This window comes from Rhodovulum sp. BSW8 (assembly GCF_003314725.1).
GTDB classification, from domain to species: domain Bacteria; phylum Pseudomonadota; class Alphaproteobacteria; order Rhodobacterales; family Rhodobacteraceae; genus Rhodovulum; species Rhodovulum visakhapatnamense.
In genome coordinates this window covers 62,256-82,703 of the sequence record NZ_QNVX01000007.1, presented here as the reverse complement: position 1 = coordinate 82,703, position 20,448 = coordinate 62,256, and the positions used below count along the sequence as shown (strand labels likewise).

General features: G+C 67.4%; 36 protein-coding genes and 1 pseudogene. 11 read left to right on the top strand and 26 right to left on the bottom strand.

Annotated elements, in window-relative coordinates:
- Positions 1–16 precede the first annotated feature (16 nt).
- From DSD19_RS06250 to DSD19_RS06160, 21 genes and pseudogenes are all read right to left on the bottom strand, one after another.
- Entirely contained in the window at positions 17–700 is a 684-nt protein-coding gene (locus DSD19_RS06250; RefSeq protein WP_113668993.1) for an HK97 family phage prohead protease, read from the bottom strand.
- A 1-nt stretch (position 701) separates the two neighbouring features.
- A complete protein-coding gene (locus DSD19_RS06245; RefSeq protein WP_243627754.1) occupies positions 702–1,961 on the bottom strand; it encodes a phage portal protein in 1,260 nt (419 codons plus the stop codon).
- On the bottom strand, positions 1,961–3,589 hold the full coding sequence (locus DSD19_RS06240) for a terminase large subunit domain-containing protein (RefSeq protein ID WP_243627752.1): 1,629 nt from the start codon (positions 3,587–3,589) through the stop codon (positions 1,961–1,963). The genes DSD19_RS06245 and DSD19_RS06240 overlap by 1 nt, the downstream gene beginning before the upstream one ends.
- Positions 3,590–3,659: 70 nt before the next feature.
- A complete protein-coding gene (locus tag DSD19_RS06235; protein ID WP_243627749.1) occupies positions 3,660–4,184 on the bottom strand; it encodes a hypothetical protein in 525 nt (174 codons plus the stop codon).
- 88 nt (positions 4,185–4,272) lie between these two features.
- Complete coding sequence (locus DSD19_RS06230) at positions 4,273–4,683, bottom strand: HNH endonuclease (protein ID WP_113668950.1); 411 nt, start codon at positions 4,681–4,683, stop codon at positions 4,273–4,275.
- 3 nt (positions 4,684–4,686) lie between these two features.
- Positions 4,687–5,022: a hypothetical protein gene (locus tag DSD19_RS06225; protein ID WP_133260373.1), complete on the bottom strand. Its 336-nt coding sequence runs from the start codon at positions 5,020–5,022 to the stop codon at positions 4,687–4,689.
- Positions 5,019–6,506 (bottom strand): glycine-rich domain-containing protein, encoded by a 1,488-nt coding sequence (locus tag DSD19_RS06220; RefSeq protein ID WP_113668948.1) that lies wholly within the window; start codon positions 6,504–6,506, stop codon positions 5,019–5,021. Before DSD19_RS06220 ends, DSD19_RS06225 begins: the two co-directional genes overlap by 4 nt.
- 4 nt (positions 6,507–6,510) lie before the next feature.
- Positions 6,511–6,837, bottom strand: coding sequence for a hypothetical protein (locus DSD19_RS06215; protein ID WP_113668947.1), 327 nt, complete (start codon positions 6,835–6,837; stop codon positions 6,511–6,513).
- Position 6,838: 1 nt separating this feature from the next.
- Positions 6,839–7,324, bottom strand: a complete 486-nt coding sequence (locus DSD19_RS06210; protein WP_113668946.1) for a hypothetical protein — start codon at positions 7,322–7,324, stop codon at positions 6,839–6,841.
- On the bottom strand, positions 7,324–7,725 hold the full coding sequence (locus DSD19_RS06205) for a helix-turn-helix domain-containing protein (RefSeq protein ID WP_113668945.1): 402 nt from the start codon (positions 7,723–7,725) through the stop codon (positions 7,324–7,326). Before DSD19_RS06205 ends, DSD19_RS06210 begins: the two co-directional genes overlap by 1 nt.
- Position 7,726: 1 nt before the next feature.
- Positions 7,727–8,104 carry a hypothetical protein gene (locus DSD19_RS06200; protein WP_113668944.1) on the bottom strand — a complete coding sequence of 126 codons (378 nt, stop codon included), beginning with the start codon at positions 8,102–8,104 and terminating at the stop codon, positions 7,727–7,729.
- A gap of 12 nt (positions 8,105–8,116) precedes the next feature.
- Complete coding sequence (locus tag DSD19_RS06195) at positions 8,117–8,383, bottom strand: hypothetical protein (protein ID WP_113668943.1); 267 nt, start codon at positions 8,381–8,383, stop codon at positions 8,117–8,119.
- The gene (locus DSD19_RS21400; protein WP_133260372.1) at positions 8,380–8,601 is read right to left on the bottom strand and encodes a hypothetical protein; all 222 of its coding nucleotides are present in this window, start codon (positions 8,599–8,601) and stop codon (positions 8,380–8,382) included. Before DSD19_RS21400 ends, DSD19_RS06195 begins: the two co-directional genes overlap by 4 nt.
- Before the next feature lie 178 nt (positions 8,602–8,779).
- On the bottom strand, positions 8,780–9,406 hold the full coding sequence (locus DSD19_RS06190) for a hypothetical protein (RefSeq protein WP_113668942.1): 627 nt from the start codon (positions 9,404–9,406) through the stop codon (positions 8,780–8,782).
- Positions 9,407–9,453: 47 nt separating this feature from the next.
- Positions 9,454–10,038, bottom strand: a complete 585-nt coding sequence (locus tag DSD19_RS06185) for a hypothetical protein (protein ID WP_113668941.1) — start codon at positions 10,036–10,038, stop codon at positions 9,454–9,456.
- A gap of 210 nt (positions 10,039–10,248) precedes the next feature.
- Positions 10,249–10,908: a DUF1376 domain-containing protein gene (locus DSD19_RS06180; protein WP_075784003.1), complete on the bottom strand. Its 660-nt coding sequence runs from the start codon at positions 10,906–10,908 to the stop codon at positions 10,249–10,251.
- Complete coding sequence (locus tag DSD19_RS06175) at positions 10,905–11,258, bottom strand: hypothetical protein (RefSeq protein WP_113668940.1); 354 nt, start codon at positions 11,256–11,258, stop codon at positions 10,905–10,907. Before DSD19_RS06175 ends, DSD19_RS06180 begins: the two co-directional genes overlap by 4 nt.
- 2 nt (positions 11,259–11,260) lie before the next feature.
- Positions 11,261–11,533 carry a DUF2312 domain-containing protein gene (locus DSD19_RS22245; protein ID WP_075787410.1) on the bottom strand — a complete coding sequence of 91 codons (273 nt, stop codon included), beginning with the start codon at positions 11,531–11,533 and terminating at the stop codon, positions 11,261–11,263.
- Positions 11,534–11,638: 105 nt separating this feature from the next.
- Positions 11,639–11,794, bottom strand: a pseudogene (locus DSD19_RS22240) (DNA translocase FtsK); the annotation flags it as partial.
- 103 nt (positions 11,795–11,897) lie between these two features.
- Complete coding sequence (locus DSD19_RS06165) at positions 11,898–12,470, bottom strand: MT-A70 family methyltransferase (RefSeq protein WP_113668939.1); 573 nt, start codon at positions 12,468–12,470, stop codon at positions 11,898–11,900.
- 11 nt (positions 12,471–12,481) lie between these two features.
- On the bottom strand, positions 12,482–13,900 hold the full coding sequence (locus tag DSD19_RS06160) for a helix-turn-helix domain-containing protein (RefSeq protein ID WP_113668938.1): 1,419 nt from the start codon (positions 13,898–13,900) through the stop codon (positions 12,482–12,484).
- Between the two features lie 309 nt (positions 13,901–14,209).
- On the opposite strand from DSD19_RS06160, the gene DSD19_RS06155 reads away from it, so the two are divergent.
- A complete protein-coding gene (locus DSD19_RS06155; RefSeq protein ID WP_113668937.1) occupies positions 14,210–14,539 on the top strand; it encodes a hypothetical protein in 330 nt (109 codons plus the stop codon).
- Between the two features lie 97 nt (positions 14,540–14,636).
- On the opposite strand, the gene DSD19_RS06150 is transcribed toward DSD19_RS06155, so the two are convergent.
- From DSD19_RS06150 to DSD19_RS06140, 4 genes are all read right to left on the bottom strand, one after another.
- Positions 14,637–15,119, bottom strand: a complete 483-nt coding sequence (locus tag DSD19_RS06150; RefSeq protein WP_113668936.1) for a hypothetical protein — start codon at positions 15,117–15,119, stop codon at positions 14,637–14,639.
- Positions 15,116–15,244, bottom strand: coding sequence for a hypothetical protein (locus DSD19_RS22550; protein WP_256359736.1), 129 nt, complete (start codon positions 15,242–15,244; stop codon positions 15,116–15,118). Before DSD19_RS22550 ends, DSD19_RS06150 begins: the two co-directional genes overlap by 4 nt.
- Complete coding sequence (locus DSD19_RS06145) at positions 15,241–15,489, bottom strand: hypothetical protein (RefSeq protein ID WP_237399840.1); 249 nt, start codon at positions 15,487–15,489, stop codon at positions 15,241–15,243. The genes DSD19_RS22550 and DSD19_RS06145 overlap by 4 nt, the downstream gene beginning before the upstream one ends.
- Positions 15,490–15,611: 122 nt before the next feature.
- Positions 15,612–15,797: a hypothetical protein gene (locus DSD19_RS06140; protein WP_133260371.1), complete on the bottom strand. Its 186-nt coding sequence runs from the start codon at positions 15,795–15,797 to the stop codon at positions 15,612–15,614.
- A gap of 113 nt (positions 15,798–15,910) precedes the next feature.
- Between DSD19_RS06140 and DSD19_RS21395 the strand changes: the two genes are divergently transcribed.
- A complete protein-coding gene (locus DSD19_RS21395) occupies positions 15,911–16,537 on the top strand; it encodes a LexA family transcriptional regulator (protein ID WP_133260370.1) in 627 nt (208 codons plus the stop codon).
- Between the two features lie 3 nt (positions 16,538–16,540).
- Here DSD19_RS21395 and DSD19_RS06130 read toward each other — a convergent pair whose 3' ends face one another.
- Positions 16,541–17,350: a hypothetical protein gene (locus tag DSD19_RS06130; protein ID WP_133260369.1), complete on the bottom strand. Its 810-nt coding sequence runs from the start codon at positions 17,348–17,350 to the stop codon at positions 16,541–16,543.
- Between the two features lie 99 nt (positions 17,351–17,449).
- On the opposite strand from DSD19_RS06130, the gene DSD19_RS06125 reads away from it, so the two are divergent.
- From DSD19_RS06125 to DSD19_RS06100, 9 genes are all read left to right on the top strand, one after another.
- The gene (locus DSD19_RS06125) at positions 17,450–17,692 is read left to right on the top strand and encodes a hypothetical protein (protein ID WP_113668932.1); all 243 of its coding nucleotides are present in this window, start codon (positions 17,450–17,452) and stop codon (positions 17,690–17,692) included.
- Between the two features lie 58 nt (positions 17,693–17,750).
- Complete coding sequence (locus DSD19_RS06120; RefSeq protein ID WP_113668931.1) at positions 17,751–17,930, top strand: hypothetical protein; 180 nt, start codon at positions 17,751–17,753, stop codon at positions 17,928–17,930.
- Between the two features lie 10 nt (positions 17,931–17,940).
- A complete protein-coding gene (locus DSD19_RS21695; RefSeq protein WP_165828062.1) occupies positions 17,941–18,105 on the top strand; it encodes a hypothetical protein in 165 nt (54 codons plus the stop codon).
- Positions 18,102–18,350, top strand: a complete 249-nt coding sequence (locus tag DSD19_RS06115; RefSeq protein ID WP_113668930.1) for a hypothetical protein — start codon at positions 18,102–18,104, stop codon at positions 18,348–18,350. The genes DSD19_RS21695 and DSD19_RS06115 overlap by 4 nt, the downstream gene beginning before the upstream one ends.
- The gene (locus DSD19_RS21390; RefSeq protein WP_133260368.1) at positions 18,350–18,556 is read left to right on the top strand and encodes a hypothetical protein; all 207 of its coding nucleotides are present in this window, start codon (positions 18,350–18,352) and stop codon (positions 18,554–18,556) included. The genes DSD19_RS06115 and DSD19_RS21390 overlap by 1 nt, the downstream gene beginning before the upstream one ends.
- A complete protein-coding gene (locus DSD19_RS06110; RefSeq protein WP_113668929.1) occupies positions 18,553–18,843 on the top strand; it encodes a hypothetical protein in 291 nt (96 codons plus the stop codon). The genes DSD19_RS21390 and DSD19_RS06110 overlap by 4 nt, the downstream gene beginning before the upstream one ends.
- Positions 18,844–18,890: 47 nt before the next feature.
- Positions 18,891–19,049: a hypothetical protein gene (locus DSD19_RS21690; RefSeq protein WP_165828060.1), complete on the top strand. Its 159-nt coding sequence runs from the start codon at positions 18,891–18,893 to the stop codon at positions 19,047–19,049.
- Positions 19,050–19,149: 100 nt separating this feature from the next.
- Complete coding sequence (locus DSD19_RS06105; protein WP_243627747.1) at positions 19,150–19,851, top strand: hypothetical protein; 702 nt, start codon at positions 19,150–19,152, stop codon at positions 19,849–19,851.
- Positions 19,851–20,306: a hypothetical protein gene (locus tag DSD19_RS06100; protein WP_113668927.1), complete on the top strand. Its 456-nt coding sequence runs from the start codon at positions 19,851–19,853 to the stop codon at positions 20,304–20,306. Before DSD19_RS06105 ends, DSD19_RS06100 begins: the two co-directional genes overlap by 1 nt.
- Positions 20,307–20,448: the final 142 nt, after the last annotated feature.

Sequence of the window (20,448 nt, the reverse complement as noted above, 5' to 3'; positions counted from 1 at the left end):
GCCTCCTGTTTGGGTATCAGGCCGAAAGGCCCAGAAAGGCGCGCATGAAATCCGCGCCGTCATTTGCCGCTGCGGCCGGTTCCCCCGGCCCCTTGAGGTGGATGCGCGCGGCGCGCTCCGCCTGCGAGTTCGACAGGCCGAAGGCCCCCTTCAGCAGATCCTCGAACTCCCGCTCGGTCAGCCGGCCCCCGGCCTTGAGCTTTTCCGTCACCGCAGTCACACGCCGCTCGGCCTTCACCGCGGCGATGGTCGCGTTCTCATTGGCGCCAATGCTGACGATGGACACTTCGCGCAGATTCAAGTTCGTCAGTGTGCGCATTTCCGCTTCCTCGTCGAGCTCGTAGCTCCTGACGCGATAGCCGATCGACAAACCGTCGATGTCGCCAGCCTTCAGCAGTTCATAGGCCTCACGCGCCCGCTGCACGCCCATGTTGAGCTGCCCCTTGACCAGCAGGCCCTTGCCGTCTTCGACGGCTGAGGTCCATTTGCCGATGGGCTGCCAGGGATCGTGCTGCCAGAACATCTTGGGCATCGTGCTCTTGGCGGCATGTTCAGCCAGGCTCTCGGCAAAGGCGCCGGGCGCAATGATGTCGCCGTAGCTGTCCGCCTCGCCGCCGAATGTGCTGGCATAGCCCTCGATCTCGCCCTTCTCCCTAAGGGCTTTGATATCGAGAAGCGCCGCCCCTTGCCTGATCTGCATCTCAGCCTCCATTGCCCAGGTCCTCAACCGCGGAAATCGGAACGTTCTGCTTCTGGATGCGCGGCACGTCCCCGCCAGGGACGGGCGGCAGCCCCTCGAGGCGCCGGACCTCGTTGATCGACATCGCGCCCATCTGCGTCATCGGGCCGTAGAAGGCCGCGCGCTCGGCGCTCGACCCGCGCAGAAGCGCCTCCATGTTGACACGCACCGACAGCCCGGCGGCGCGGTCCTCGACGCTCAGCAGCTGCTTGGCCACCGCCTGCTCGATCCGCTTGATCCGCCGCCGCAGGGTGAACTTCTGGAACAGAAGCCCCTGCTGCTCGACGCTGGTGGGCCAGGCGGTGGTGCCGCCGGGATGGCCGATCATCACCGGCGGCACCCCGAAGAAGCGGCAGATCTCCTCGACCGAGAATTGCCGCGTTTCCAGCATCTGCGCGTCTTCCGGCGAGATGCTGATATGCTGATAGTCGAACCCGCCCTCGGCGATGAACGGGCGCCCGGCATTGATGGCGCCCAGATACTTCTCGGGCAGCTTCGCCTCGACCAGCTCGCGCTGTTCGGGCGTCAGCCATTTGTCGAACTTCAGGATGCCGCTCGGGCGCAGCCCGTTGCGGAACATGCCCGCCGCCGACCGTTCCGCGGCCAGCGCCGAGGAAAACGCCTGGCGCCCGAACTGCAGCGTCGACATGCCGCCCAGCGGATCGCCTCCCGGCCCGCGGACATGCAGCACGTCGCGATCGGTCCCGACGAAGGATCTGCCGTCCCGCGTCCAGCGATATTCGAGCGCGCCATCGGGCCGCCGCCGCACCGACACCGCCTCGGGATGGATCGGGTAAAGCCCCACCACCCGGGCGCCCGACCGCTCGACCTGAGCATAGCCATTGCCCCAGAGCTCGATCGAGAGGTTGAGATAGTCCCAGAAGTCGAGCGCGGTCTGGTCGTAGTTCGGGCTGTCATGGATCACCGCCTGCAGCGGATGCGCCGCGGCGGGCGCGCTGAAGCCGACCGCTTCGCGGCGATGCACCTCGAAGGGCAGCGACGAGATGGTCCCGGCGACAAGGTTCGCGCAGGCCCAGACCGCCGAAAGCGCCATCGAGGACTGCGCGGTGACAATCTCGCCCGCATGGCCCGCGCCGCCCCCGAGAGCCGCGACCAGCGCCGCGTCCGTCACCTCGGGCAGCAGCGCGACGGTATCGGCCTTCTCTTCCATCGCCTCGATCGACGGCCGCAGCCATCCGGCAAGCCGGTCTCGTACCCGCATCAGGACGCCTCCAGAGCTGCCAGGAAATCGGCCATCGAGCCCCCGCCCTGCGCCTCGGGATCGCGCAGCATCAGCATGAAGGCGTCGAAGGTGGCGACCAGCGGGTCGATCTTCGACTTGCCCGCCACTTCCTTGGTGATCCGCACCGCCGAGCCCTTGATCTCGGGCCTGGCATTGCCCGCGCACCAGGACATCAGCGCCTGACCGCCATGGCGGAACGTGCCTTGCTTCAGCATCCGCTCAAGCCCCCAGATCGCGGGCGACAGCCGCCAGTCCTGGCCGACGATGACCAGCTGCTCGTAGGTGATGCCGCGGGCGAACATCTCGAACTGGATCGCGGCCGAGTTGGTGGTGTCGACGCCGATTGCATTGGCCCCCGGCAAAAGCCCCGCCTCCAGCAGCCGCGCGGCGATGGCCGCGACCTCGCGCACATCGCCCGAGGTGTCATGATCGTCCAGCAGCACCAGGTCGCCCGCCTCGGCGAAGTCCTGCAGGCGTGGAGCGATTTCCTTGCGTTCTTCCAGAACCTCGGGATGCGCCCAGGCCCGGCACCAGTGCAGCCAGTGCCCGGTCTCGCGGCAGCGCCCGATCACCGCCGCGGCAAAGAGATCGTCAAGCCCGCCGCCATCGACGCCGAGAACCGCCACCTCGCTCCGTTCGATCAGCTCCTCGAGGTCAAGCCCGTCCTCGGCGCAGCCATCCCAGTATTGCGCCCCGAGCCAGCCCGCCGAGAGGCCCACCCCGATCTCGATGTTGAGATGCTGCGAGGCCCAGATCTGTTCGGTATGCTTGGTGACGCGGCCATTGTTCTCGTAATCGTCGACCAGCGCCTGTTCGTCGATCGAGAGCCCGAGGTTCGGCAGCACGATGTTCCAGTTGCGCCGGTCGCGCCAATACTCCTGGTCTCGCTGCAGATCGGGCGGGAACTCGTACAGCACCGGTAACATTATCGGGGACAGGCCGCCGCGGCCGTCCCGGATCGCCCGGGCCTTGTCCAGTTCGATCTTCCAGATCCCGGCGGGCGGCTCGTCGGACTGGGTCGTGATCATCAGCACCTTGCCGCGGGTCTTGGTGATCCCGCCGCCACGGATCTGCTGCATCACCGCCGCGGCCTTGGCCTTCTTGCCGAGCTCGTGCAGCTCGTCGAGGATCGTGAAGACCGGGATTTCCCCGGTGACGATCGAGGTGTCGAAGGTCTTCACGTTCAGCTGGGTATTGGTCTTGCGCCGGGTGATGCTCTTGAGGTGATCCTGCACCTGGAAGATCGCTTCCAGCTTGGGATCGAGCCGGACCATGCCCTGCGCCTGGTCGAAGCAGCGCTCCGAGATGTTCTGCGACGGCCCCACCAGAAGCCCCTGCCGGTTCGGCGCCTCCTCCATGTAAAGCGCGGTCAGCCCGAGCCCGGCCACATAGGTGGTCTTCGAATTCTTCTTCGGCACCATGCACAGCAGTTCCCAGACCAGCGCGGCTTGGGTTTCGGGGTCCTCGGAGGCGAAGAAGGCCACGAGGATATCCTTGAACCAGTCGCCGCAGGCCTCGGCCATGGTCGGGTTGCCCGGCACGTCGGGCAGGCGCAGGCGGTTGAAGAAGGCCAGCGAGCGCGCCGCCCGTTCCTCGTTGAGCGGCACTTCGGCAATGGGCGTCTCGCCAGCCTGCAGCTTGTCCCACCAGTCCGGGCAGGCGAAGCGCGGCAGAGCCTCAGTTCGGTCGAACGAAATTCTGTCCCGCCTCGTGTTCCAGTTCCGCCATCAGATCGGCCTCGGCATCCCGGGCGCGCAGCTTGTCGACCTGCTTCTTGCCCAGCTTGTCGGCGCTCGCGGCCTTGGGCTTCTCCGACAGCCGCCGCTCGATTTCCATCCGTTCCTGCCGGTCGATCAGCTGGGCCAGCACCCGCTCGGCGCCGACATTGCCGCTTTCGGCCATGTCCCAGACCCGCATCAGCCGCCGCGCCTCGCGCTGGTCCTGGGCGGCGTCGCGTTCGGCCAGCTCGGGACTAAAATGCCGTCTCAGCGTCTTGACCGAGATCGACCGCCCGGTGCGCGGGTCCTTGATCACCCGCGCGATCCGCTCGGGCGCCCAGCCGACCGACAGCAACATGTTGACTTTGCGCGCGTTTTCCTCGGTGCGTTCGAAGGGCGGTCGGCCGCGCTTGCGCTTCACTCGGTAAACGACATCGCCGCCCAGGTTCAGTTCGAACTGGTCGTCCGGAATTGCATCTGTCACGGGAAAAAAATCTCCAGATGAGGGACCCCACCGGTCTGGGCCCCCTTGGGCCCCGAAGGTCGGACCACCCCCCCCCTTGGCGGGGGCATCAGCGCGTGGCGGCCTCTTCGCGCTGCTTCGCGCGGTCGTGGCAGGCCTTGCAGAGGCATTGCAGGTTGGCCCGGTCCCAGAAGAGCCCGGCGTCGCCCCGGTGGGGCACGATATGGTCGGCGACAAAGCCCGGGGCCGAGCCGGTCACGAGATCCAGCTGGCCGATCGCCGCCAGCGCGTCGCATTCTGCGGTCAGCTGCGGATGCACGGCGCCGCAGCGGCGGCAGCGGAAGTGATCGCGCACCAGCGCCGCCCAGCGAAGCCGCTGCCAGCGCGCGGTCTTGTACCATTTACGATAGTCGAGCCGCGCATCGCGACTGCGGGACTGCGCCGCCCGGTCGGCCGCCAGATAGCCAAGGCCTGTGCTCAGCCGGGGCGTGGCACTCCTCAGCATCTTCAGCCGGGCCATGGCTCAGCCCACCTCGCCGGTGACGCGTATCATCAGCCAGCCCGCCGCCGGGGCGGTCTCGACCGCGCCATCGGCATAGGTGATCTCGACCTCTGCGGCATAGGTGCCCGCCGTATCGGTGTCGCCTTCGGCCCAAGCGTACCGCACGATGCCGTCTGCGTCCTGCACCGTGGCGGGGGCGTCAATGACCAGCGGGGCCGAGGCGTCCCAATATGGGCGCATCAGGAAGCGGACACTGGCGCCGGTCAGGAGGCCACTGCCTGCGGCATAGCTGGGCAGTTGGTACTCGAGCCCGGGGCTCGTGTCGCCTCGCTTGATGGTGAAGGTTGTCGCGCTCACCGCCATCCCCTCAGGCTGCCGGGGCCTTGTCGCCCGGTCAGGATCTTGCCCTTGCCCGGCGTCTCTCCGGGCCGTGCCCAGCGTCGGCCGGACACCTGCCCTTGCGTGAAGGCGCCGCCAGCGGCCACGAAGGCCGATGCGATGGCCCCGCCACCGATCCGGTGCACCTGCCCGAGGGCGCCGCCGGTTGCGTCGATCCGGGCTGCCACAGACCCGCCAGCCAGGGCATGGGTCTGGGCCAGCGCACCGCCCGATATCGCGGCCTGTGCCACGGCAGATCCACCCCCGATCCGGTGGGTCTGGCCGAGAGCCCCGCCAGCGATGGCCACCTGTGCGGCGATGCTGCCACCCGGAACCGCCGATATGTCCCCGATGGCGCCGCCGGTGATGACCACCTGCGACGTGACCGACCCGCCGCCGATGCGGTGGTTTTGCCCCAGCTGGCCGCCAGAGACGGCGACTTGGGCCGACACCGCGCCGCCGGGCAGCGCATGTGTCTGCCCGAGACCGCCACCAGACGCCGAGACCTGCGCCGACACGACGCCACCGCCGATGGCATGCGTCTGCCCCAGCGCGCCGCCGGTCGCATCCGGTGCCGAAGCGATGGCCGACCCACCCAGCCGGTGCGTCTGCCCGACCGCGCCCCCGGAAATCGATACAGCCGAGGCAATAGACCCGCCGCCGACTTCATTCGGCGTCGTGGCGCCCGGGGTCGCGACCCGGAGGATGACCACACCATTCGCGCCGGGCGACCCGGCAAGATAGGGGCGGCTGGTCACGCCGGGGCCGCCATGGCCCGGGATGGTCGGGGTTTCCGGGTCGGTCGGGACGTTGACGTTCAGTTCCCAGATCCGGCCGGTGCCACCTGCGCCATATTCGACCGACAAGCCGGTGATGTCAGACAGGATGCCCGGGCCACCAGCCCCGGCAGTGTCTGCATCGGCATCGCCGCCGTTGCCACCGGCTCCACGTCCGCCGCCGGAGTGCTTTTTACCGCCACTGACCCGATAACCGTTGCCGCCCCGATAAGAGGTGGGATGCGCGGCCCCGAGGAGGCTGTCGCCATCATCCCGCGCCCCGCCCCCGCCGCCATCGGTCGGCAGGATCGCCGCGCCGCCGCCAAACCCGGCACCAATGCCACCGCCAAGCGCGGTCAGGCCAAGCGCTGAGGTGTCGCCACCAGACGTAGCGGCCGACGTTGTCGACGTCCCGCCCAGCCCGACCGTGATCGCCTTGGTCCCGGCGGACACCGCCTGTGTGCCGATCAGCACATCGCCACCAGACCCGCCGCCCGAGGCGTTGTAGTTCGCCGGAGACGAAGCCCCGCCCGCGCCGACGATCAGGTAATCGACGTCGCCCGGCGTCCCCACCGTGATCGCGCCATCGGCGGGCATCTCGTAAATGTCGTAGCTGGTCCCCGCGATGTTGACCGTGGTCTTGGTCGCCCCGGTCCCGGAGAAGGCCGAGATAACCGCATAGACCACGGGCTCAGCCTTTCAGTTCGCGCCGGTACTGCACCCCGGAAGCCAGCATGACGGCCAGCACGATCAGCACGGGCCACCAGAGCGCGGCCAGCACCCCGCCGGTGACATAGGCCAGATCTTCCAGCCCGTCAGACAGCGCAGCCCCGTAGAGACGCCACTGCGCGGCTTCCCAGATCGCATAGAGACCAATGGCGGGCAGCGCGGCCCAGGGGCCAAGCAGAAACACCGGCAGAAAGCCGATGATCAGCGCGTGGCCGGTCTGGTTGCGGGCATAGCCCCAAGGGTCGCCGATGAACGCGCTCGGGCTTTTGAACAGGTGCCAGATCAGCATGTCACGCCCCCGTTGCTTCGAGCGCCGCGATCAGATCGTCCAGCGCCTGCGCCTGCCGCAGCGGGGCGGCCGTCGCGTCCGGCACCGCCTCGATGCGGGCGATATAGCGGGTATCCACCCCCTCGCGCAGCATCGTCGCGGGCTGGATCAGGTCGCTGACCGCCAGCGTGTTGAGCCAGGCAGCCCAGCTGTCATTCCATGCCGTCGCGGCGGCGTCGATCTGCGCCAGCGCCGCGCCGAAATCGGCCAGCGTCTCGGGACCGCCGAGAGAGGCCATGAAGGCCTCTGCCGCCACGGGCTGTTTCTGCCCCTCGGCCAGAGCGGCAAGGCAGGCAAGCTTGGCAGCCCGCAGTGCCTCGATGGCGCCGTCAATCTCGCGCAGGCGCAGGTCGCCCGAGGTGTCACGGATATACCTCAGAGCATCGGCGGCGGCGATCACCGCCTCGGCCGCGCGCGGCATGACGGCGGGAAAACGCGAAAGGGCCATCAGGCATCCTCCCAGGGAAAAACGACACCGGGCATCCGGCGCAGCGTCCAGCCGGACCACGGATCGCAGTCGATTTCGATCAGCCCGCGCAGCTTGGTCCGCAGACGGGACAGGTAGGCGGTCAAGAGATTGGCGCCGCCCGCCTCGGGCCGGTCTGGCCAGAGCGCCGCCAGCAGGCTTTCGCGCGCCACGAACCGCCCCTCGCGGCGGTAAAGGATCAGAAACAGCGCCCGTTCCGTGCCGGTCAGGCGCCGAGGCCCCGACCAGCGGCCGACCGCCTCATCGACCTGACCAGCCAGCTCGCGGACCAGATACATCAGAACCGGCACCGCCTCTTCTGGCGGCATCGCCTCGATAGCGGCCTCAAGCGCCCGGATCGGATCGCGGCCCGGGCGCCCCATGTCACGCGGCCGGGGAGAAGCCGATCTCGATGGCCGAGGTCAGCGACAGCGGGTTGCCCGAGGTCACCGCCTGCGGGGCGGGAACCGGCAAGGTCGCCAGCAGCCGCGAGGTCGCGCCATCGACCAGCGCCCAGTGGGTCGCCGTGCCCGTCGCGTCGACCGTGCCGTCAGTGAAGGTCCCGATCTCGATCTTGCGGCCGCCGCCGGTGCGGGGCGCCTGCGCGCCGATGGTCGGGGATGCCTTGGTCCCGAGCTTGTAGGTCGAGGACGCCTCGGCATAGGTCGTGGGCTCCTGCGAGCACAGATACAGCACCGGGCTCGCGGCATCGCGGATCTCTTGCAGGCCCGCGTCGAGAACATCGTTGGAAAGGGTGGTCATGCGTGACTCCTGTCACTTTTTCGAGGGGATCGGGCCTTCGGTCTTGCCCAGCGAGCGTGGCGACCTGCTCGCGCAGTGTTCTGCCGTGAAGAGCGGATGCGGCGGGTCGCGCCTCTCGCCCACCAAGCCAAAGTCTCCACCGAAGACGTAGCCCCCCGTCGCCCACTCACGGTCCATCTTGGCCACGCGCTTGCGGTAAGCCAGCCACATGGCCATCCAAACGGCATGGATCACGGCAAAAAAAGCCACTCCTGCGGCGATGGCAATTTCGACGTTCATGCATGGCTCCTGCAGTTTGTGTGGCGCGTATCTCCGTCGCGCCCCGGCAGCAGCGTGCACGCGATGACCCAGCCAGCCAGCGCGCGTGTCAGCGCATCCAGCCAGGCATCCGGGATTTGCGCACGGATCAGACAAACAGGCGCCAGAGCGGCGTAAGCAACAGACACCCGCCAGCGCGGAACGCAAATGCGAATGCGAATTTCCACCGTTTTGGCCATGCGTGAATCCTGCGGCTTGTGTCGAGCGCGGCCCCCGCACTTGAAACGACACGCACCCATCCTCTCCGCAGAGGTGCCGGGCCAGCGTAGCGTGCCGATCAAAGGACGGGGTGTCTGGAAACCAACGCGCCCGCGGCGGGGGTTCCGACGCGGGCGCAAATGTGGAGCTGGCACAATGTCAACCAGGACTGGTTAAATGGCAAGAAGAAATTTTCCACGGCTCCATCGGCGGCATGGCGCGCGTCACCTCGATTGACACTAGCCCGGCCCCGCGCAGCGCCGCCTGAAGGTCCAGAAGCCAGCCCCACCAGTCAAGATAGGCGCGCCTCGCGGCCGCGATCTGCCCCGCCGTCGGATAGTAGGTGACAGGGCAGCAAGCCCCCCGCATCTCGACAACCGCCGCCCCATGGCGACCCCGGCCCGCCCGATACCGCCACGTATCGCCATCGGCCTGGGCAGCGCGCGGCCCATGCGAGGTCTCCCGCCACTTGACTGGCACGCAGCGCGGGCGGGCGTCCGGCATCCAGTCCGGGGTCCGGCCCGCGCGGGCCAGATCGGCAACCTGCGTGGCGGCGTACCAAGGCAGCGTGTTCCGCACCACGGTCGCGATCAGTTCGGCATCGTCATGCGGCCAGGACCGGCCCGGGCTGGTATCGACGCGGGCGCCCAGCTGTTCCTGCTGGATCGCGACATACTCCATGCCGTAGGACCGCCAGCCGGTTCCGCCGACCGCGCCGATTTCATCATGGTCGAACCGCGCGCATTCGGTGCCGAAGGCCCATTCCAGCGCCGCGCGCACCGGCATCTGGCGCAAGGCACGGTGCGCAACAGGTCTGGCAACGGAAACAGGTCTCAGTTGCATGTGCCCGCCCCCACGACCGCACCGAGGCGGCGGCACCTGTCGGTGATCTCCTGACGATGCTTCAGCCATTGGTCCTCGGCCGGGGCCACCTCGCCCTCACGCTGCTTCCGCGCGGTCAGGTCCTCGATCCGGCGCAGCGCTGGCCCGGAATTCTGCTTGATCTGCGACAGCACGAAGTCGCCCGGCCAGCGCCGGTTGTCCCGCAGCCAGTCCAGCAGTTCTGGCGCCCAGCCTTCGGCGATGGCGCGCTGACCGACAGCATGGCCCATCACCTTGCGGATCAGCGGGCTGTCGCCCACGGGCGGGGCGCACATATCCGAGGCCTTGGCGAGGATTTCGTTCGCGATCGGGAACCTGTCCTTGTCCTTCCCCCCCGGCCGGGCCGCCATCTCTTCCTCGAGCGCGGCCAGATCGAGGTCGGACATGTACGCCAGCTTGGCGCACAGCCCATCCAGCATTTCTTCAAACTCCGGCACCTTCATGTGCCCCGGCTTCACCAGCCCCCGCACCAGCAAGGGCTTCACCAGCAGCCTTCTCACCCTGTCTTCACCGGCCTTCTGGTCCCGCGCGTCCATCGGCTCTGCCTCCTGTTCTTTGCATCGCGACCGTTCCGCATCAGCGCCGGTCGGGGTGGGTAGAAATGTTTTGTTCTGTGTTTTCTTGTCTTGTCTTGTCTTGTAGGGCAGTCACAGCACTTGGCCCTTAAAAACAGGCGTTTCCGCCTGTCGCATCACAGCACGGTCACTGTGATATCACTGTGATTTCACTGTGACCGTCACAGCTGATCACACATCGTCACAGCCCGCGCCGCGTCGTCGATGATCCAGCGAAACGATGTCCCGCGGTATACCGGCCGCCTCGGACATGGCTGCCCGCACGTTGTCGTCATTGACCACCAGACCGGCCTCTGACAGCCAGTCCGTGACCACACCGATCACCTGCGCACTTTCGTAATGCGGCTTGCGATATCCCAGCCGTTTGATCCGCTCGCGCACCCGGCTGCGCATCGACGCCAGGCGCGATCGCTCGCGGGATTCGTCCCGCCCGCGCTTCCGCTGGTACATATCGACGGCGATCTTCGCGATGACCGGATGCCCCAGCCGGGCGCCGCGCCCTTCGGAATTCTCGACATGCACAGGCCGCCAGCCATGCAAGGCCCCGGTCCGCACCCGCCGCCAGCCCTCGATGTCCGACCCGAACCGGGCGATCTGGGCCAGCAGCACGTCGTCGTCCGGCAGGGTGCCCGCCGGATCCTGCTTGAAGGCCTCGGCCCACAGGATCAGCGCCGTGCCGATATCGCCCCGCCGGTCCTCGGCGCAGGCATAGGCCACGAAATCCGAGGTCAGCAGGCGGTTCACGTAAAGCGGCACCCAGTCGTGGTTCGACAGGGTGTCGCCCCAGTGCAGCGGATACCACCAGTCGTCCGAAAGGACCTCGACCGTCATGGCGCGCCCTCCCCATCATCCAGCACGGCGTCGACCAGCGCACCCTCCGCAATCGCCGCCAGAAGGGCGCCTGCCAGCTCGGCTACGGACAACCCCCGCGCCTGGGCAGCGGGCACCAAGGCAGCCCGCGTGGCACGGCCGATCCGGCAGGTCATCCTTGTCATGTCCGGGGAAAGGGCAGGCGCGCCATTGGCAAAGCGGGGGATGTCCTCGCCCGCCCTGCGCGCATCCTTGAGCATCTGGTGCAGCACGCGCGGCGCCACACCGTATTCGGCAGCCAGCACGCGGGGCGGGATGCCCGCCTTGGCGCGGGCGATGGCTTCGTCCCTGAAGGAATGCGCACCTGGCATGGTCACATCCCCAACGCTTCGCGGTAGAGAGCCATAACCGCCTCTTCCTCGGCCACATCATTGGCATCCCGCTTGCGCAGGGCGATGATCCGACGAAGGACCTTCGTGTCGTAGCCGCGACCCTTGGCCTCGGCCATCACCGCCGCCTGCTGGTCGGTGATCTCGGCCTTTTCTTGGGCCAGCTTCTCGAAACGCTCGATGAACCCCCGCAGCTCGCCCGCCGCCACACGATAGGTGCGGTCCCGCACCTCGACGTCCTCCGGGCTCTCCTTCATCCGCCCCTTGGCCGACGAGTTGACAGACGCTACCACCGCGTCTGCCGCTTCTTGCGTATCTACCAGAACCGCCAACGAAAAAGGCAGCGCATCGACCGCCACCTCACGGTGGCCGACGTGATCGGCGGGCGTCACGATGCCCTCGGCTTCAAGAGCCTCCATCAGGCGCGCGGCCCGGTTGTAGCCGACCCTCAGCACTGACTGCAGACCGGACGTCGACGCCTTGCGCGTCTTTACCACGTGCTGAGCCGCCTGAAGCATCAGCGGATCGACAGCGATGTCATCCGCACCCGCCAAGTCTGCGCCAAGATCGTCGATATCTTTCGGCATTTTTTCCCCCATCAGAACAGTCCCAATGCAAAGGTCATGCGGCGACCGCGAATTTGCCGGTTTCGTTGCCCCAGACCGACCATCCCGCCCGATCGGTGCGACTGAACAGCTCAAGCCGTCGTGCCTCTGGCATCAGCGCCTCGGCTGCGGCATAGGCCTCTTCCGGTTTTCTCGAATGTTCGCGGATCTGGCCCTCGACCACCGACCGCACGTTTCGCGCGGTCTTCGGCGCCCCGCGCGTGGCCAGCAAGAACGGCTCGCCCGCACATCTCAGCAGGTAACCAGTTCCAAAAGCCATCTTTCCGCGCGTCGTGCGCTTCACCCAATGGCCCCCGGTCTTGAACGCGAAGCCCCAAGCCGAGATCACTTCCAACGCCTGCGGCAGCATCGGGTTGGTCGCCCAAAGCCACAGCAGGCAATCGTCGGCCGCCAGCACGGACACCGGCAGCGCCTTGATCCAGTCCAGCGGCGTGCAGGCGTATTGCGCCTGCGGCGCCTTTGCCTGACCTTTTTCCGAGTACAGCTGATAAGCCCATGGCGGATCGGCCATGATCAGATCGAAGCCCCCCGCGGGGCGAAGCGCGGCGAAGTCACGAACCAGTGTCATGCCACCCCCCCTCAATGCCGAATGAACGCGATGGGCCGGTCGGTGGACCAGCAGACGGCGCAAGTGCCGCAATGGACGCCATCCCGATCGCCGCGATTGGCGGCGCGCTGTTCGGGGCAGACGATGGCATCGCCGATCCGCTTTTCCGGCTCCGGGTCGGTGATGTCGAACGACCCCCAGACGCCGGTGCGACCGGAATGGCGGATCATGAACCGGTCAGGATGGGCCTCGCGCAGAAACCGGATCGCGCGGCCGATCTCGCTGTCATCGGGATGCGCGGTGAAGCCGAAGACCGCGAGGCCCCGATGGGTCCGCAGCGCGGCATGCCACAGCGCGACACAGTCGAGACTGTAGAAATCGCCCAGCACGTGCAGCCGGATCAGCACCAGGTCATGCGCGGCGCAAAGGTCCGACAGCTCGCGGCGCAGCGCCGCCTCAAGCGCGGGCCCATGCCGCCAGCGGCGGGCATAGTGCATCGCATTGCCATAGCACCCGCGCCAGTGGGCGCAGCTGCGCGGACAGGTGGCCCGCTCTTCCAGCGTCAGAGTGAAGATCCTCGCCCCCCGCAGCCGCCCGACCAGGACGTCGCCGCCGATCTTGGCATTCATCGCACCGTCCTTCAGGACGGCTTCGCCGTCGCCCGGGTCGGCCAGCATGTGGCCATGCACCGTGCAGGTCGCGTCGGCGGGCACCATCTTCGCATAGCGCCCGTCGGCCACGACGCCGGTCTTGAACCGCCGCCGGTCCCGGATTGCCGCACGCTTCCTGCCGGCCTGCGCGATGCGCTTTGCCGCCGCCTTGTCATGGGCCTGGATGGGGGCCGGGGCCGGGGCGCCATCCCGCACCGCCTCGGGGGCCTCGGCAGCGGGGACAGCAGCATCCTTGCGCGGCTGGCGGCGACCATCCGGAATGTCCAGCCCAAGCGCGGCGATGTCCGCATAAAGCGACCGGGGGCTGACCCCAAATGCCTCGGCGATCTGCGTGCGGGTCATGCCCTGCGCCGCCATATCCGCGATCCGTGACCGCCGGTCCTCGACCGCCGCCGCCCGGGCCGCGTTGTGATCGGACAGACCTTGCGGCAGGCCGTGCGTCACCGGTTTGAGGCTAAGCCCCAGAACCTTCAGGTCGTTCCAGATCGCGGCCTCGGATACGCCCAGGGCCTGCGCCATTTCGGCCCCGGTTCGTCCGCCTTCCGCGACCATGACCCGAACGCTCTGGCGCCGCGCCGCCAGCGCCGGGTTGGCAGGCCGCCCGCTTTTGCGATGCGCCCATGACTTCGGCGCGTAGGGCTCGCGCATGACCAGGGTATTCTTGGACCCATCCCAGACAAACCCGCCATGCGCGGATGCCCCCGCGGGCACCGACGTCACGCGCCCCGACGCCACCGCTTCGTCGATCAGGCGACGTTCTTCGGGCGACAGGGCGTCCATCACATCGCCCCCCGAAAATCCCGGCCGCGCGTCTTGGCGCGCGCTTCACCGGGCAGGCCCGCCGCCAGGGAGGAGGAGAGCGGCGGATAGACGCGGGGCGCGCATTGGAAACGGTCAGGGGGAACCTGCGCGCCCCGCCCCGACGTGCCGTGAGCGGTCCGCCGGAAGGGGAAAGGGATCGGCCGGGCGGCCGGGACGGGGCCGAAGCCCCGAATGGACGTGAAGACCGACCCGTTGCGGCAGGGCGCTTTACAAGGAACGCCCTGCCGCCCACCATCGCCACCACCACAGTCAGCGACGGAGGAACCAGTGAAGCTGAGAACGATCAACCACATCCGCACAGTCCGCTTCCCGGAGGGGATCGAGGGGACCCCGATCAAGGCCATCCAGGAGGAAGACGTCGAAGGCCTCGACGATTGGCCGATCTGGCCATCGCGCCTATTCGCGCAAATCGGGATTGAGGTCATGGACGACATCACGCCCGAAGGATGCAGCCCCCGCGACGTAGATTTCGAAGTCGTGATCCGGTGCGATCCTACCGAGTCGCTCGCGACAATCGAGCAGCGCTCTTTACGGCAGCTTGCGTCAGATTTGGCAGTTCTTTCCGAAGAGATCGCACGCGCCGCAGAAGAAGGATGACGCCTGCGGCAAGGGCGATGTTCAGCGCGATCTGACCCACAAGCATGGTGATGAACATGGGAAAACTCCTGTTCCGGTGAAAGGGGGGCGGTGCGGGTCATGCGGCCCTCCGAAAAGCGCGAAGACCAAGGAACCCAGTCGCGATCAGCACCGCCGCGGACGGGGCAGGGACCTGCGCCACGTCAGGGCCGGTCGGTTGCGGCACAGGGGCGGGGTTGTTCCACCCGTTCAGCGCGCTGGAAAAGCTCCCAATGGACCCAACCGCCCAACCCGCCAACGACCAGGGCGATGAGTGCGGGCGCAGCGACCCCGAACATGACGTCGCGCAGGACATGACGGCGGGGACCGCGTGCATCCGGCATAACGTCCACTCCTGTCCCAGGGCTTCCTGCGGGCAATTCGCCGCCTCGCGCGGCAGCGCCCATTTCGCGGCATAGGGCATGTCCGACCCCACCGGGCGGAACGCCGACCGGCAATCGGCCAGCGTCACCACCTGCAGGTCATCCGCATGCCAGACCGGCACCGTCGCGGCGCTGGCCGGGGCGGCAACCGCCATGGCGAACAGGGCCGCGCGGATCATTCGCCCAACCCCTTGATACGGGCAAAAAATTTTTCAGCCTGCACCTCGAACCGTCCGGCGGCGGCGCGCGCCCGCGCCGCCCGGATCTGGTAAAACCGCGCTGTCACCCGCCACAGGACCTTCATGTCCGCACCTCCGGATCAAGGATTTCAAAGACCCGTTCGGCCCCGGCCAGCGCCAGGATGCGCAGCGTGTAATGGAACCCCGGCGCGTTTTCGCAGCGCAGCCAGTTCCGCACCGTGCGCGGATGCACCGGCACCCGGTCGGTGGTCAGAACCTCGGCCACCAGCGTCGCCAGCTCGTGTTCGCTGGTGGCCTCGGGAAAGGCCCGCCACATCAGCGAGGCGAACCACGCCCGTTCCCGGTCCATCTGACCGCCGCCGCTGCGGCTGCATTTTCGACAAGATTTTTCCACACCGTTTCCCCTACGCTGACCGTGTGGAAGCGGTTCAGACGTGGTTGCGGGGAAAGGCAGGGAGGACGTCGCGGGTGTCATGCGGCGTCCTCTTCGCTTTCGGGTGCAAGAAAGGCCGCCCGCGCCAGACCGATCTGCTCATAGGTCAGATCAACCCCACGCCGCCGGGCCGCCGCGATCACATCTGCGTCGCGCCGCGCCGGGATGCCGCGCCGCTTCCAAGCCGCCACAGTGGGGTACTTCTCCCCCATGTCGCGCGCCATCTCTGCGAGGCTCGGCCAGATTGCGAAGATATTATCCATGGGCGCCATGCTATGCATAACGCATATCGTTCTGTCAATGCGTTTTGCATTGCGTAAGCTGTTAAACCCCGCGAATGACGGATCTGGATCAAGCCGAGCGTCTGAGGCTGGCACGCAAGCGTGCGGGCTTCAGGGAAGCAAGTGACGCAACGGAACGATTTGGGTGGAAATACCCAACATATGCCGCACATGAGAACGGCTCGCGCGGCTTCAAAAGTCGTGCCGCCGAGTATGCGCGCGCCTTCAAGGTTGACCTATCTTGGCTACTGACTGGCCAGGTGGCACCAGCTGCGCGGGATACCGATGGGCGCGTGACCGGCTTGGCAGAGCCCGAGGTTCAGGCGCTGCGTCCGGGCCAGAAGACCTATCCAATCGACCTTGATCATGCGGCGCGGATACTGGCACCGGAATCGACACGACCCGCCTTTTTCCTTCTTTCGCGGGACCTTTCGGAACTGTCGCTGCGCCGCGGCGACTTACTGGTCTGCGACTTGCATCCGTCCCCCGACCCAGACCCCGGCAGCATCGTGCTGGTGCAGATCGTGGACGAAGCAACAGGCACTGCCGAAACCGTCGTGCGGCGCCTTTATCCGCCCTATCTGGCGGGCGGCCCGACGCATGACGCCCGCCCCCTGCGCTTCGACCCGGCCTCGATGTCGATCATGGGGCAGGTGGTGGCGTCGTTCCGGTATTGTGGCTGAGGTCTATTCCAGGGAAAGGACCTCGACGCTGCAGTCGTCATTGCGATAGCGGCCGATAGCCTCGCCCACATTCATGCCGCCGAACCCGTTTCGGGCGCGATACACCATGCGAATCGCGTGCCAGCCATTGGTCACAGGGCCGACAAGCGTATCGACATGTTCGAAGCTGTCCGGGTCGCGCATTGAATTCTTGACGATACGCTTGAACGCGGGATGCGACCCATCCCACCCCGACAGACAGTGAAATCCCTTCCGCCGGTCTTCGGCCTCGGCTGCGGCCTTCGCGTCTGCCGCAATCCTCTCCTGCTCCGCCTTCTTGGCAGCTTCCGCCTGTCGACGTGCAGCTTTCTCAGCGGCGGCTGCGGCTCTGGCTTCTGCCGCAGTCCTTTCCCGTTCTGCTTTCTCTGCCGCTTCCGCTTCCTGACGTGCAGCTTTCTCGGCGGCTTCCTCCGCGCGCCGCGCGGCACGGATCTCCGCCCACTCGGCCGGGTCCTCAATTCCTGCAAGACCGGCGGCGCCTTTGTCGCCGATTCCCTCGAACCCTTTCTGCCGGGCGTCCCATGACATCATCGCGACGATCAGCCCCGCCCAGACCAGCGGCGCCCCCAGAAAGATCGTAAGCCCGCGTTTGCGGCGCCCGGGGCGGAAAAGCAGCATGGCCAGCCCGATAAGCATCGCCACAAATGCGACCAGCGTCGCGACCAGCAAAGTCACCGCGGCCAGACCGGACATTTTATTTCCCCAATAAATCTCAGCACGCCCGATTTGACCCTGCCGCCACACGTTGCGGCAAGGTGATTCTTCGTCACGCATCGCCGCGTCATGGTGTTATGCATTTTGCATTGACTAGTGATAATGCGTAATGCATAACATTCCCCCATCACATGAGTGATGACAGCAAAGGGGACACCCATGAAACTGATCCTGACCGCCACCGCCGCGCTGGCCCTGCTGGGCGCGCCGCTGATTGCCTCGACCGACGCGACCGAAGACCTGGCCGCCGCCGCGACCCCGGCGACCGCCCCGGCCTGCTTCAAGCAGATCGAGGGCACCAACACCTTCCAGCGCACGGGCGCCGAGGGCTGCATCTACTACTCGGCCCCGACCGACGGCGCCTATCACGGCAATGACCCGGACCACGACGTCGACCGCTGACCATCGGTGTCCCGCCCCGCGCGGGCGGGCATCCCATGCTCAGAAAAGGAGCGAGGCCATGTCCCTGATCCAATGCGAAACGTGCGCCGGGACCGGCGAGGTGGTCACCGACTGGGATGTCTACCTGCATCCGCACGAGGGAGCCCCCGCTGAGGCTGGCGTAAAGGACTGCCCTGAGTGTGACGGCCTCGGGTGGTTCGATGATGGCGGTTCTGCTGCCGACGAAGAGTCCAACTGAGGAGGCGTCCATGCCCGACTTTCCGACCCGACCCTCACCAAGAACCCTGACGCTGGGGGTGCTGACCGGCGCGCTGGCGCTGATCACCCTTTGGGGCGGCACGGTCCTCGCGGCCCGCGCCCAATCCGCCGCACCGGCCTGTGTGCTGGCGCTGGCACCGGAGGCAGCCCGATGATGACCTGCATCGACCCCGGCGCCGCCCAGGTCGCCCATGCCAGGGCCATCGTCCTGAACCCGGGCGCCTACGCGCATCGCCTGTCGATCCGGCTGCATGCCTGGGCCGTCCTGAAAACGGCCCGCGGCCAGACCGTGCGCGCGGCCCGGCTGCAGCAGATGCAGCGGACCGAGAACCATCGGGGGCTGGCCTTTGACCGCTCCGGCCCAACGCCCGGCGGGGATGATGGCGGAAGGGCGGCGTGATGGCGGGAATTCTCGAAATCGAAATCGTGCGCAGCACAGACATCGAGCGTTTTGTCAGCAACCATTTGTTGGACGGGCTGCTGCCGCCCCGTCGCGGCTGGGGCTGGGGCTGGCGTCGGCTGCCCAGATACAAGGTAATCGGCCAACGGCGCTTTCAGCTGCACGCGACACGCGGTTGGAAATGCATCGGGAGGACCGGCCGATGAACGCCGCCGAGCATGTCGCCCGCGAAATCCTCAAGGCCTCCGAGCATGCCGCCCGCGAAATCATCAAGCGCGAGGACTTCCTGGCCGAATGGGGCAACGCCGCGCCTGCGGTGCAGGTGGCCGCGATCCGCGGCGCGCTGCGCCAGACCGGCTGGACGCGCGTCGGGACTGCCCCGGTCGCCTTCCACGAGATCCAGCTTTTCGGGGTGCTGGCCCGCGCCGCCACCGAAGCCGACGCCGTGGCGACGTGGTTCGACGCCGCCCGGAACCGCTTTCCTTTCGCCTGACACCGAAGCGCCCGGATGGTCCGGGCCACAGCCAGAAAGCCCGACCGATGAACGGCAACAGCCCGCATGAAGAGGCGCCCGGCGCCACACCCCGAGGCGCGATCCTGATCACGGCGATCATGGTGCCGGTCCTTCTGATCGGCGGCGCCGGGGCACTGTTCCTGGTGCTGACCGTCCTGAAGATCGCGCGGGGGATTTTCTCATGATCCCGTTCCTGCTGGGCATGCTGGCTGGCGCTGGCCTTTGCGTCCTGATCATGTGGGCGCTGGCCGCCGTGGTCTGGCACTTCGGTTGGCTGGACTTCTGATGCGGGTACTGATCGGCTGCGAGACCTCGGGCGTCATGCGCCGGGCCTTTGCCGCGCGCGGGCACGATGTCTGGTCCTGCGATCTGCTGCCCGCCGAGGACGCCACCAACCGGCACATGATCTGCGATATCCGCGAGGTGCTGGATCTGGGCTGGGATCTTCTGGCCGTGATGCATCCGCCCTGCACCCGGCTCTGCAACTCGGGCGTCCGCTGGCTGCATGTGCCGCCGACCAACGCCCCGGCCGAGGCGCAGCCGGACGAAAAGGCCGCCTGGCCGAACCTGCCCGAAGAGGCCCGCCGCGCGATCATGTGGAGGCTGCTAGACGAGGGTGCTGCGCTCTTCTCGGCCTGCTGGCAGGCGCCGATCCCCCGCGTCGCGGTCGAGAACCCGGTGATGCATCCGCATGGCCGCGCCCGCCTGCCCGCCGATCTGCCGAAGCCGCAGATCGTCCAGCCTTGGTGGTTCGGCGAGCCCTTCTTCAAGGCCACGGGGCTCTATCTGCGCGGCCTGCCGCCGTTGACAGCAACCGACAGGCTGACCCCGCCCGCGCCCGGCACCGGGACGCACAAGCGCTGGAGCGCGGTCCACCGGGCCCCGCCCGGCCCCGACCGCTGGAAGATCCGCAGCCGCACCTTCGAAGGCCTCGCCAGCGCGGCGGCCAGCCAATGGGGCGGCGACGCAAGACAGGAGGCCGCGTGATGGCAGAGACCGAATGGCCCCGCGAAATCTGGGCCGCCCAAGCCGAGCCGGACGGTGCAGAGGGCAGGCACGTCTTTTCGGAACACGCCACCGTCCCGCGCTTCGAAGGCGACAGCGACCGCGATTGCGCGTTCCACCGCTATGTCGACGGCGACATCGTCGACAGCGCGGATCGCTACCACCGCGAAATGCTGATCGCCGCGCGCGCCCGGGCCAACGCCGCAGAGGCCGAATGCGACCGGCTCCGCGCCGAGATCGAGCGGCTTCGGGATGTGCTGTTTGGGATCGAGATGCTCACCGCAACCGGCGACGGATTGGGGCCGCAGGAGACGATTGAGGTTCACCTGCTCGCCGCCGAGGGGCGGTCGGATGACCCGCATGCTTGGCGGGCCGATCCTGCTGCAATTGCCCGACTTCGCGTCGCGCTCAGGCAGGAGGGCCGAGAGGATGGCTAATTTGGCGATCAACCTGGCATCGCTGCCGCCGGAGCCGCGATGGACAGTCTGCATTCACCTGAAAGGCGGTCATGTGGCGCGCCTCATGATGCCAGAGGCGAACGCGGTCAGCCTGTTGGAAGCAATAGATGGCCACGTTCGT

Coding starts and splice junctions, on each gene's coding strand:
- DSD19_RS06250 (WP_113668993.1), bottom strand. CDS start 700: ATGCAGATCAGGCAAGGGGCGGCGCTTCTCGATATCAAAGCCCTTAGG.
- DSD19_RS06245 (WP_243627754.1), bottom strand. CDS start 1,961: ATGCGGGTACGAGACCGGCTTGCCGGATGGCTGCGGCCGTCGATCGAG.
- DSD19_RS06230 (WP_113668950.1), bottom strand. CDS start 4,683: ATGGCCCGGCTGAAGATGCTGAGGAGTGCCACGCCCCGGCTGAGCACA.
- DSD19_RS06215 (WP_113668947.1), bottom strand. CDS start 6,837: ATGCTGATCTGGCACCTGTTCAAAAGCCCGAGCGCGTTCATCGGCGAC.
- DSD19_RS06210 (WP_113668946.1), bottom strand. CDS start 7,324: ATGGCCCTTTCGCGTTTTCCCGCCGTCATGCCGCGCGCGGCCGAGGCG.
- DSD19_RS06205 (WP_113668945.1), bottom strand. CDS start 7,725: ATGGGGCGCCCGGGCCGCGATCCGATCCGGGCGCTTGAGGCCGCTATC.
- DSD19_RS06200 (WP_113668944.1), bottom strand. CDS start 8,104: ATGACCACCCTTTCCAACGATGTTCTCGACGCGGGCCTGCAAGAGATC.
- DSD19_RS06195 (WP_113668943.1), bottom strand. CDS start 8,383: ATGAACGTCGAAATTGCCATCGCCGCAGGAGTGGCTTTTTTTGCCGTG.
- DSD19_RS21400 (WP_133260372.1), bottom strand. CDS start 8,601: ATGGCCAAAACGGTGGAAATTCGCATTCGCATTTGCGTTCCGCGCTGG.
- DSD19_RS06190 (WP_113668942.1), bottom strand. CDS start 9,406: ATGCCGGTGCGCGCGGCGCTGGAATGGGCCTTCGGCACCGAATGCGCG.
- DSD19_RS06185 (WP_113668941.1), bottom strand. CDS start 10,038: ATGGACGCGCGGGACCAGAAGGCCGGTGAAGACAGGGTGAGAAGGCTG.
- DSD19_RS06180 (WP_075784003.1), bottom strand. CDS start 10,908: ATGACGGTCGAGGTCCTTTCGGACGACTGGTGGTATCCGCTGCACTGG.
- DSD19_RS06175 (WP_113668940.1), bottom strand. CDS start 11,258: ATGCCAGGTGCGCATTCCTTCAGGGACGAAGCCATCGCCCGCGCCAAG.
- DSD19_RS22245 (WP_075787410.1), bottom strand. CDS start 11,533: ATGAAGGAGAGCCCGGAGGACGTCGAGGTGCGGGACCGCACCTATCGT.
- DSD19_RS06165 (WP_113668939.1), bottom strand. CDS start 12,470: ATGACACTGGTTCGTGACTTCGCCGCGCTTCGCCCCGCGGGGGGCTTC.
- DSD19_RS06160 (WP_113668938.1), bottom strand. CDS start 13,900: ATGGACGCCCTGTCGCCCGAAGAACGTCGCCTGATCGACGAAGCGGTG.
- DSD19_RS06150 (WP_113668936.1), bottom strand. CDS start 15,119: ATGATCCGCGCGGCCCTGTTCGCCATGGCGGTTGCCGCCCCGGCCAGC.
- DSD19_RS22550 (WP_256359736.1), bottom strand. CDS start 15,244: ATGAAGGTCCTGTGGCGGGTGACAGCGCGGTTTTACCAGATCCGGGCG.
- DSD19_RS06145 (WP_237399840.1), bottom strand. CDS start 15,489: ATGGACCGGGAACGGGCGTGGTTCGCCTCGCTGATGTGGCGGGCCTTT.
- DSD19_RS06140 (WP_133260371.1), bottom strand. CDS start 15,797: ATGGCGCGCGACATGGGGGAGAAGTACCCCACTGTGGCGGCTTGGAAG.
- DSD19_RS21395 (WP_133260370.1), top strand. CDS start 15,911: ATGACGGATCTGGATCAAGCCGAGCGTCTGAGGCTGGCACGCAAGCGT.
- DSD19_RS06130 (WP_133260369.1), bottom strand. CDS start 17,350: ATGCGTGACGAAGAATCACCTTGCCGCAACGTGTGGCGGCAGGGTCAA.
- DSD19_RS06125 (WP_113668932.1), top strand. CDS start 17,450: ATGAAACTGATCCTGACCGCCACCGCCGCGCTGGCCCTGCTGGGCGCG.
- DSD19_RS06120 (WP_113668931.1), top strand. CDS start 17,751: ATGTCCCTGATCCAATGCGAAACGTGCGCCGGGACCGGCGAGGTGGTC.
- DSD19_RS21695 (WP_165828062.1), top strand. CDS start 17,941: ATGCCCGACTTTCCGACCCGACCCTCACCAAGAACCCTGACGCTGGGG.
- DSD19_RS06115 (WP_113668930.1), top strand. CDS start 18,102: ATGATGACCTGCATCGACCCCGGCGCCGCCCAGGTCGCCCATGCCAGG.
- DSD19_RS21390 (WP_133260368.1), top strand. CDS start 18,350: ATGGCGGGAATTCTCGAAATCGAAATCGTGCGCAGCACAGACATCGAG.
- DSD19_RS06110 (WP_113668929.1), top strand. CDS start 18,553: ATGAACGCCGCCGAGCATGTCGCCCGCGAAATCCTCAAGGCCTCCGAG.
- DSD19_RS21690 (WP_165828060.1), top strand. CDS start 18,891: ATGAACGGCAACAGCCCGCATGAAGAGGCGCCCGGCGCCACACCCCGA.
- DSD19_RS06105 (WP_243627747.1), top strand. CDS start 19,150: ATGCGGGTACTGATCGGCTGCGAGACCTCGGGCGTCATGCGCCGGGCC.
- DSD19_RS06100 (WP_113668927.1), top strand. CDS start 19,851: ATGGCAGAGACCGAATGGCCCCGCGAAATCTGGGCCGCCCAAGCCGAG.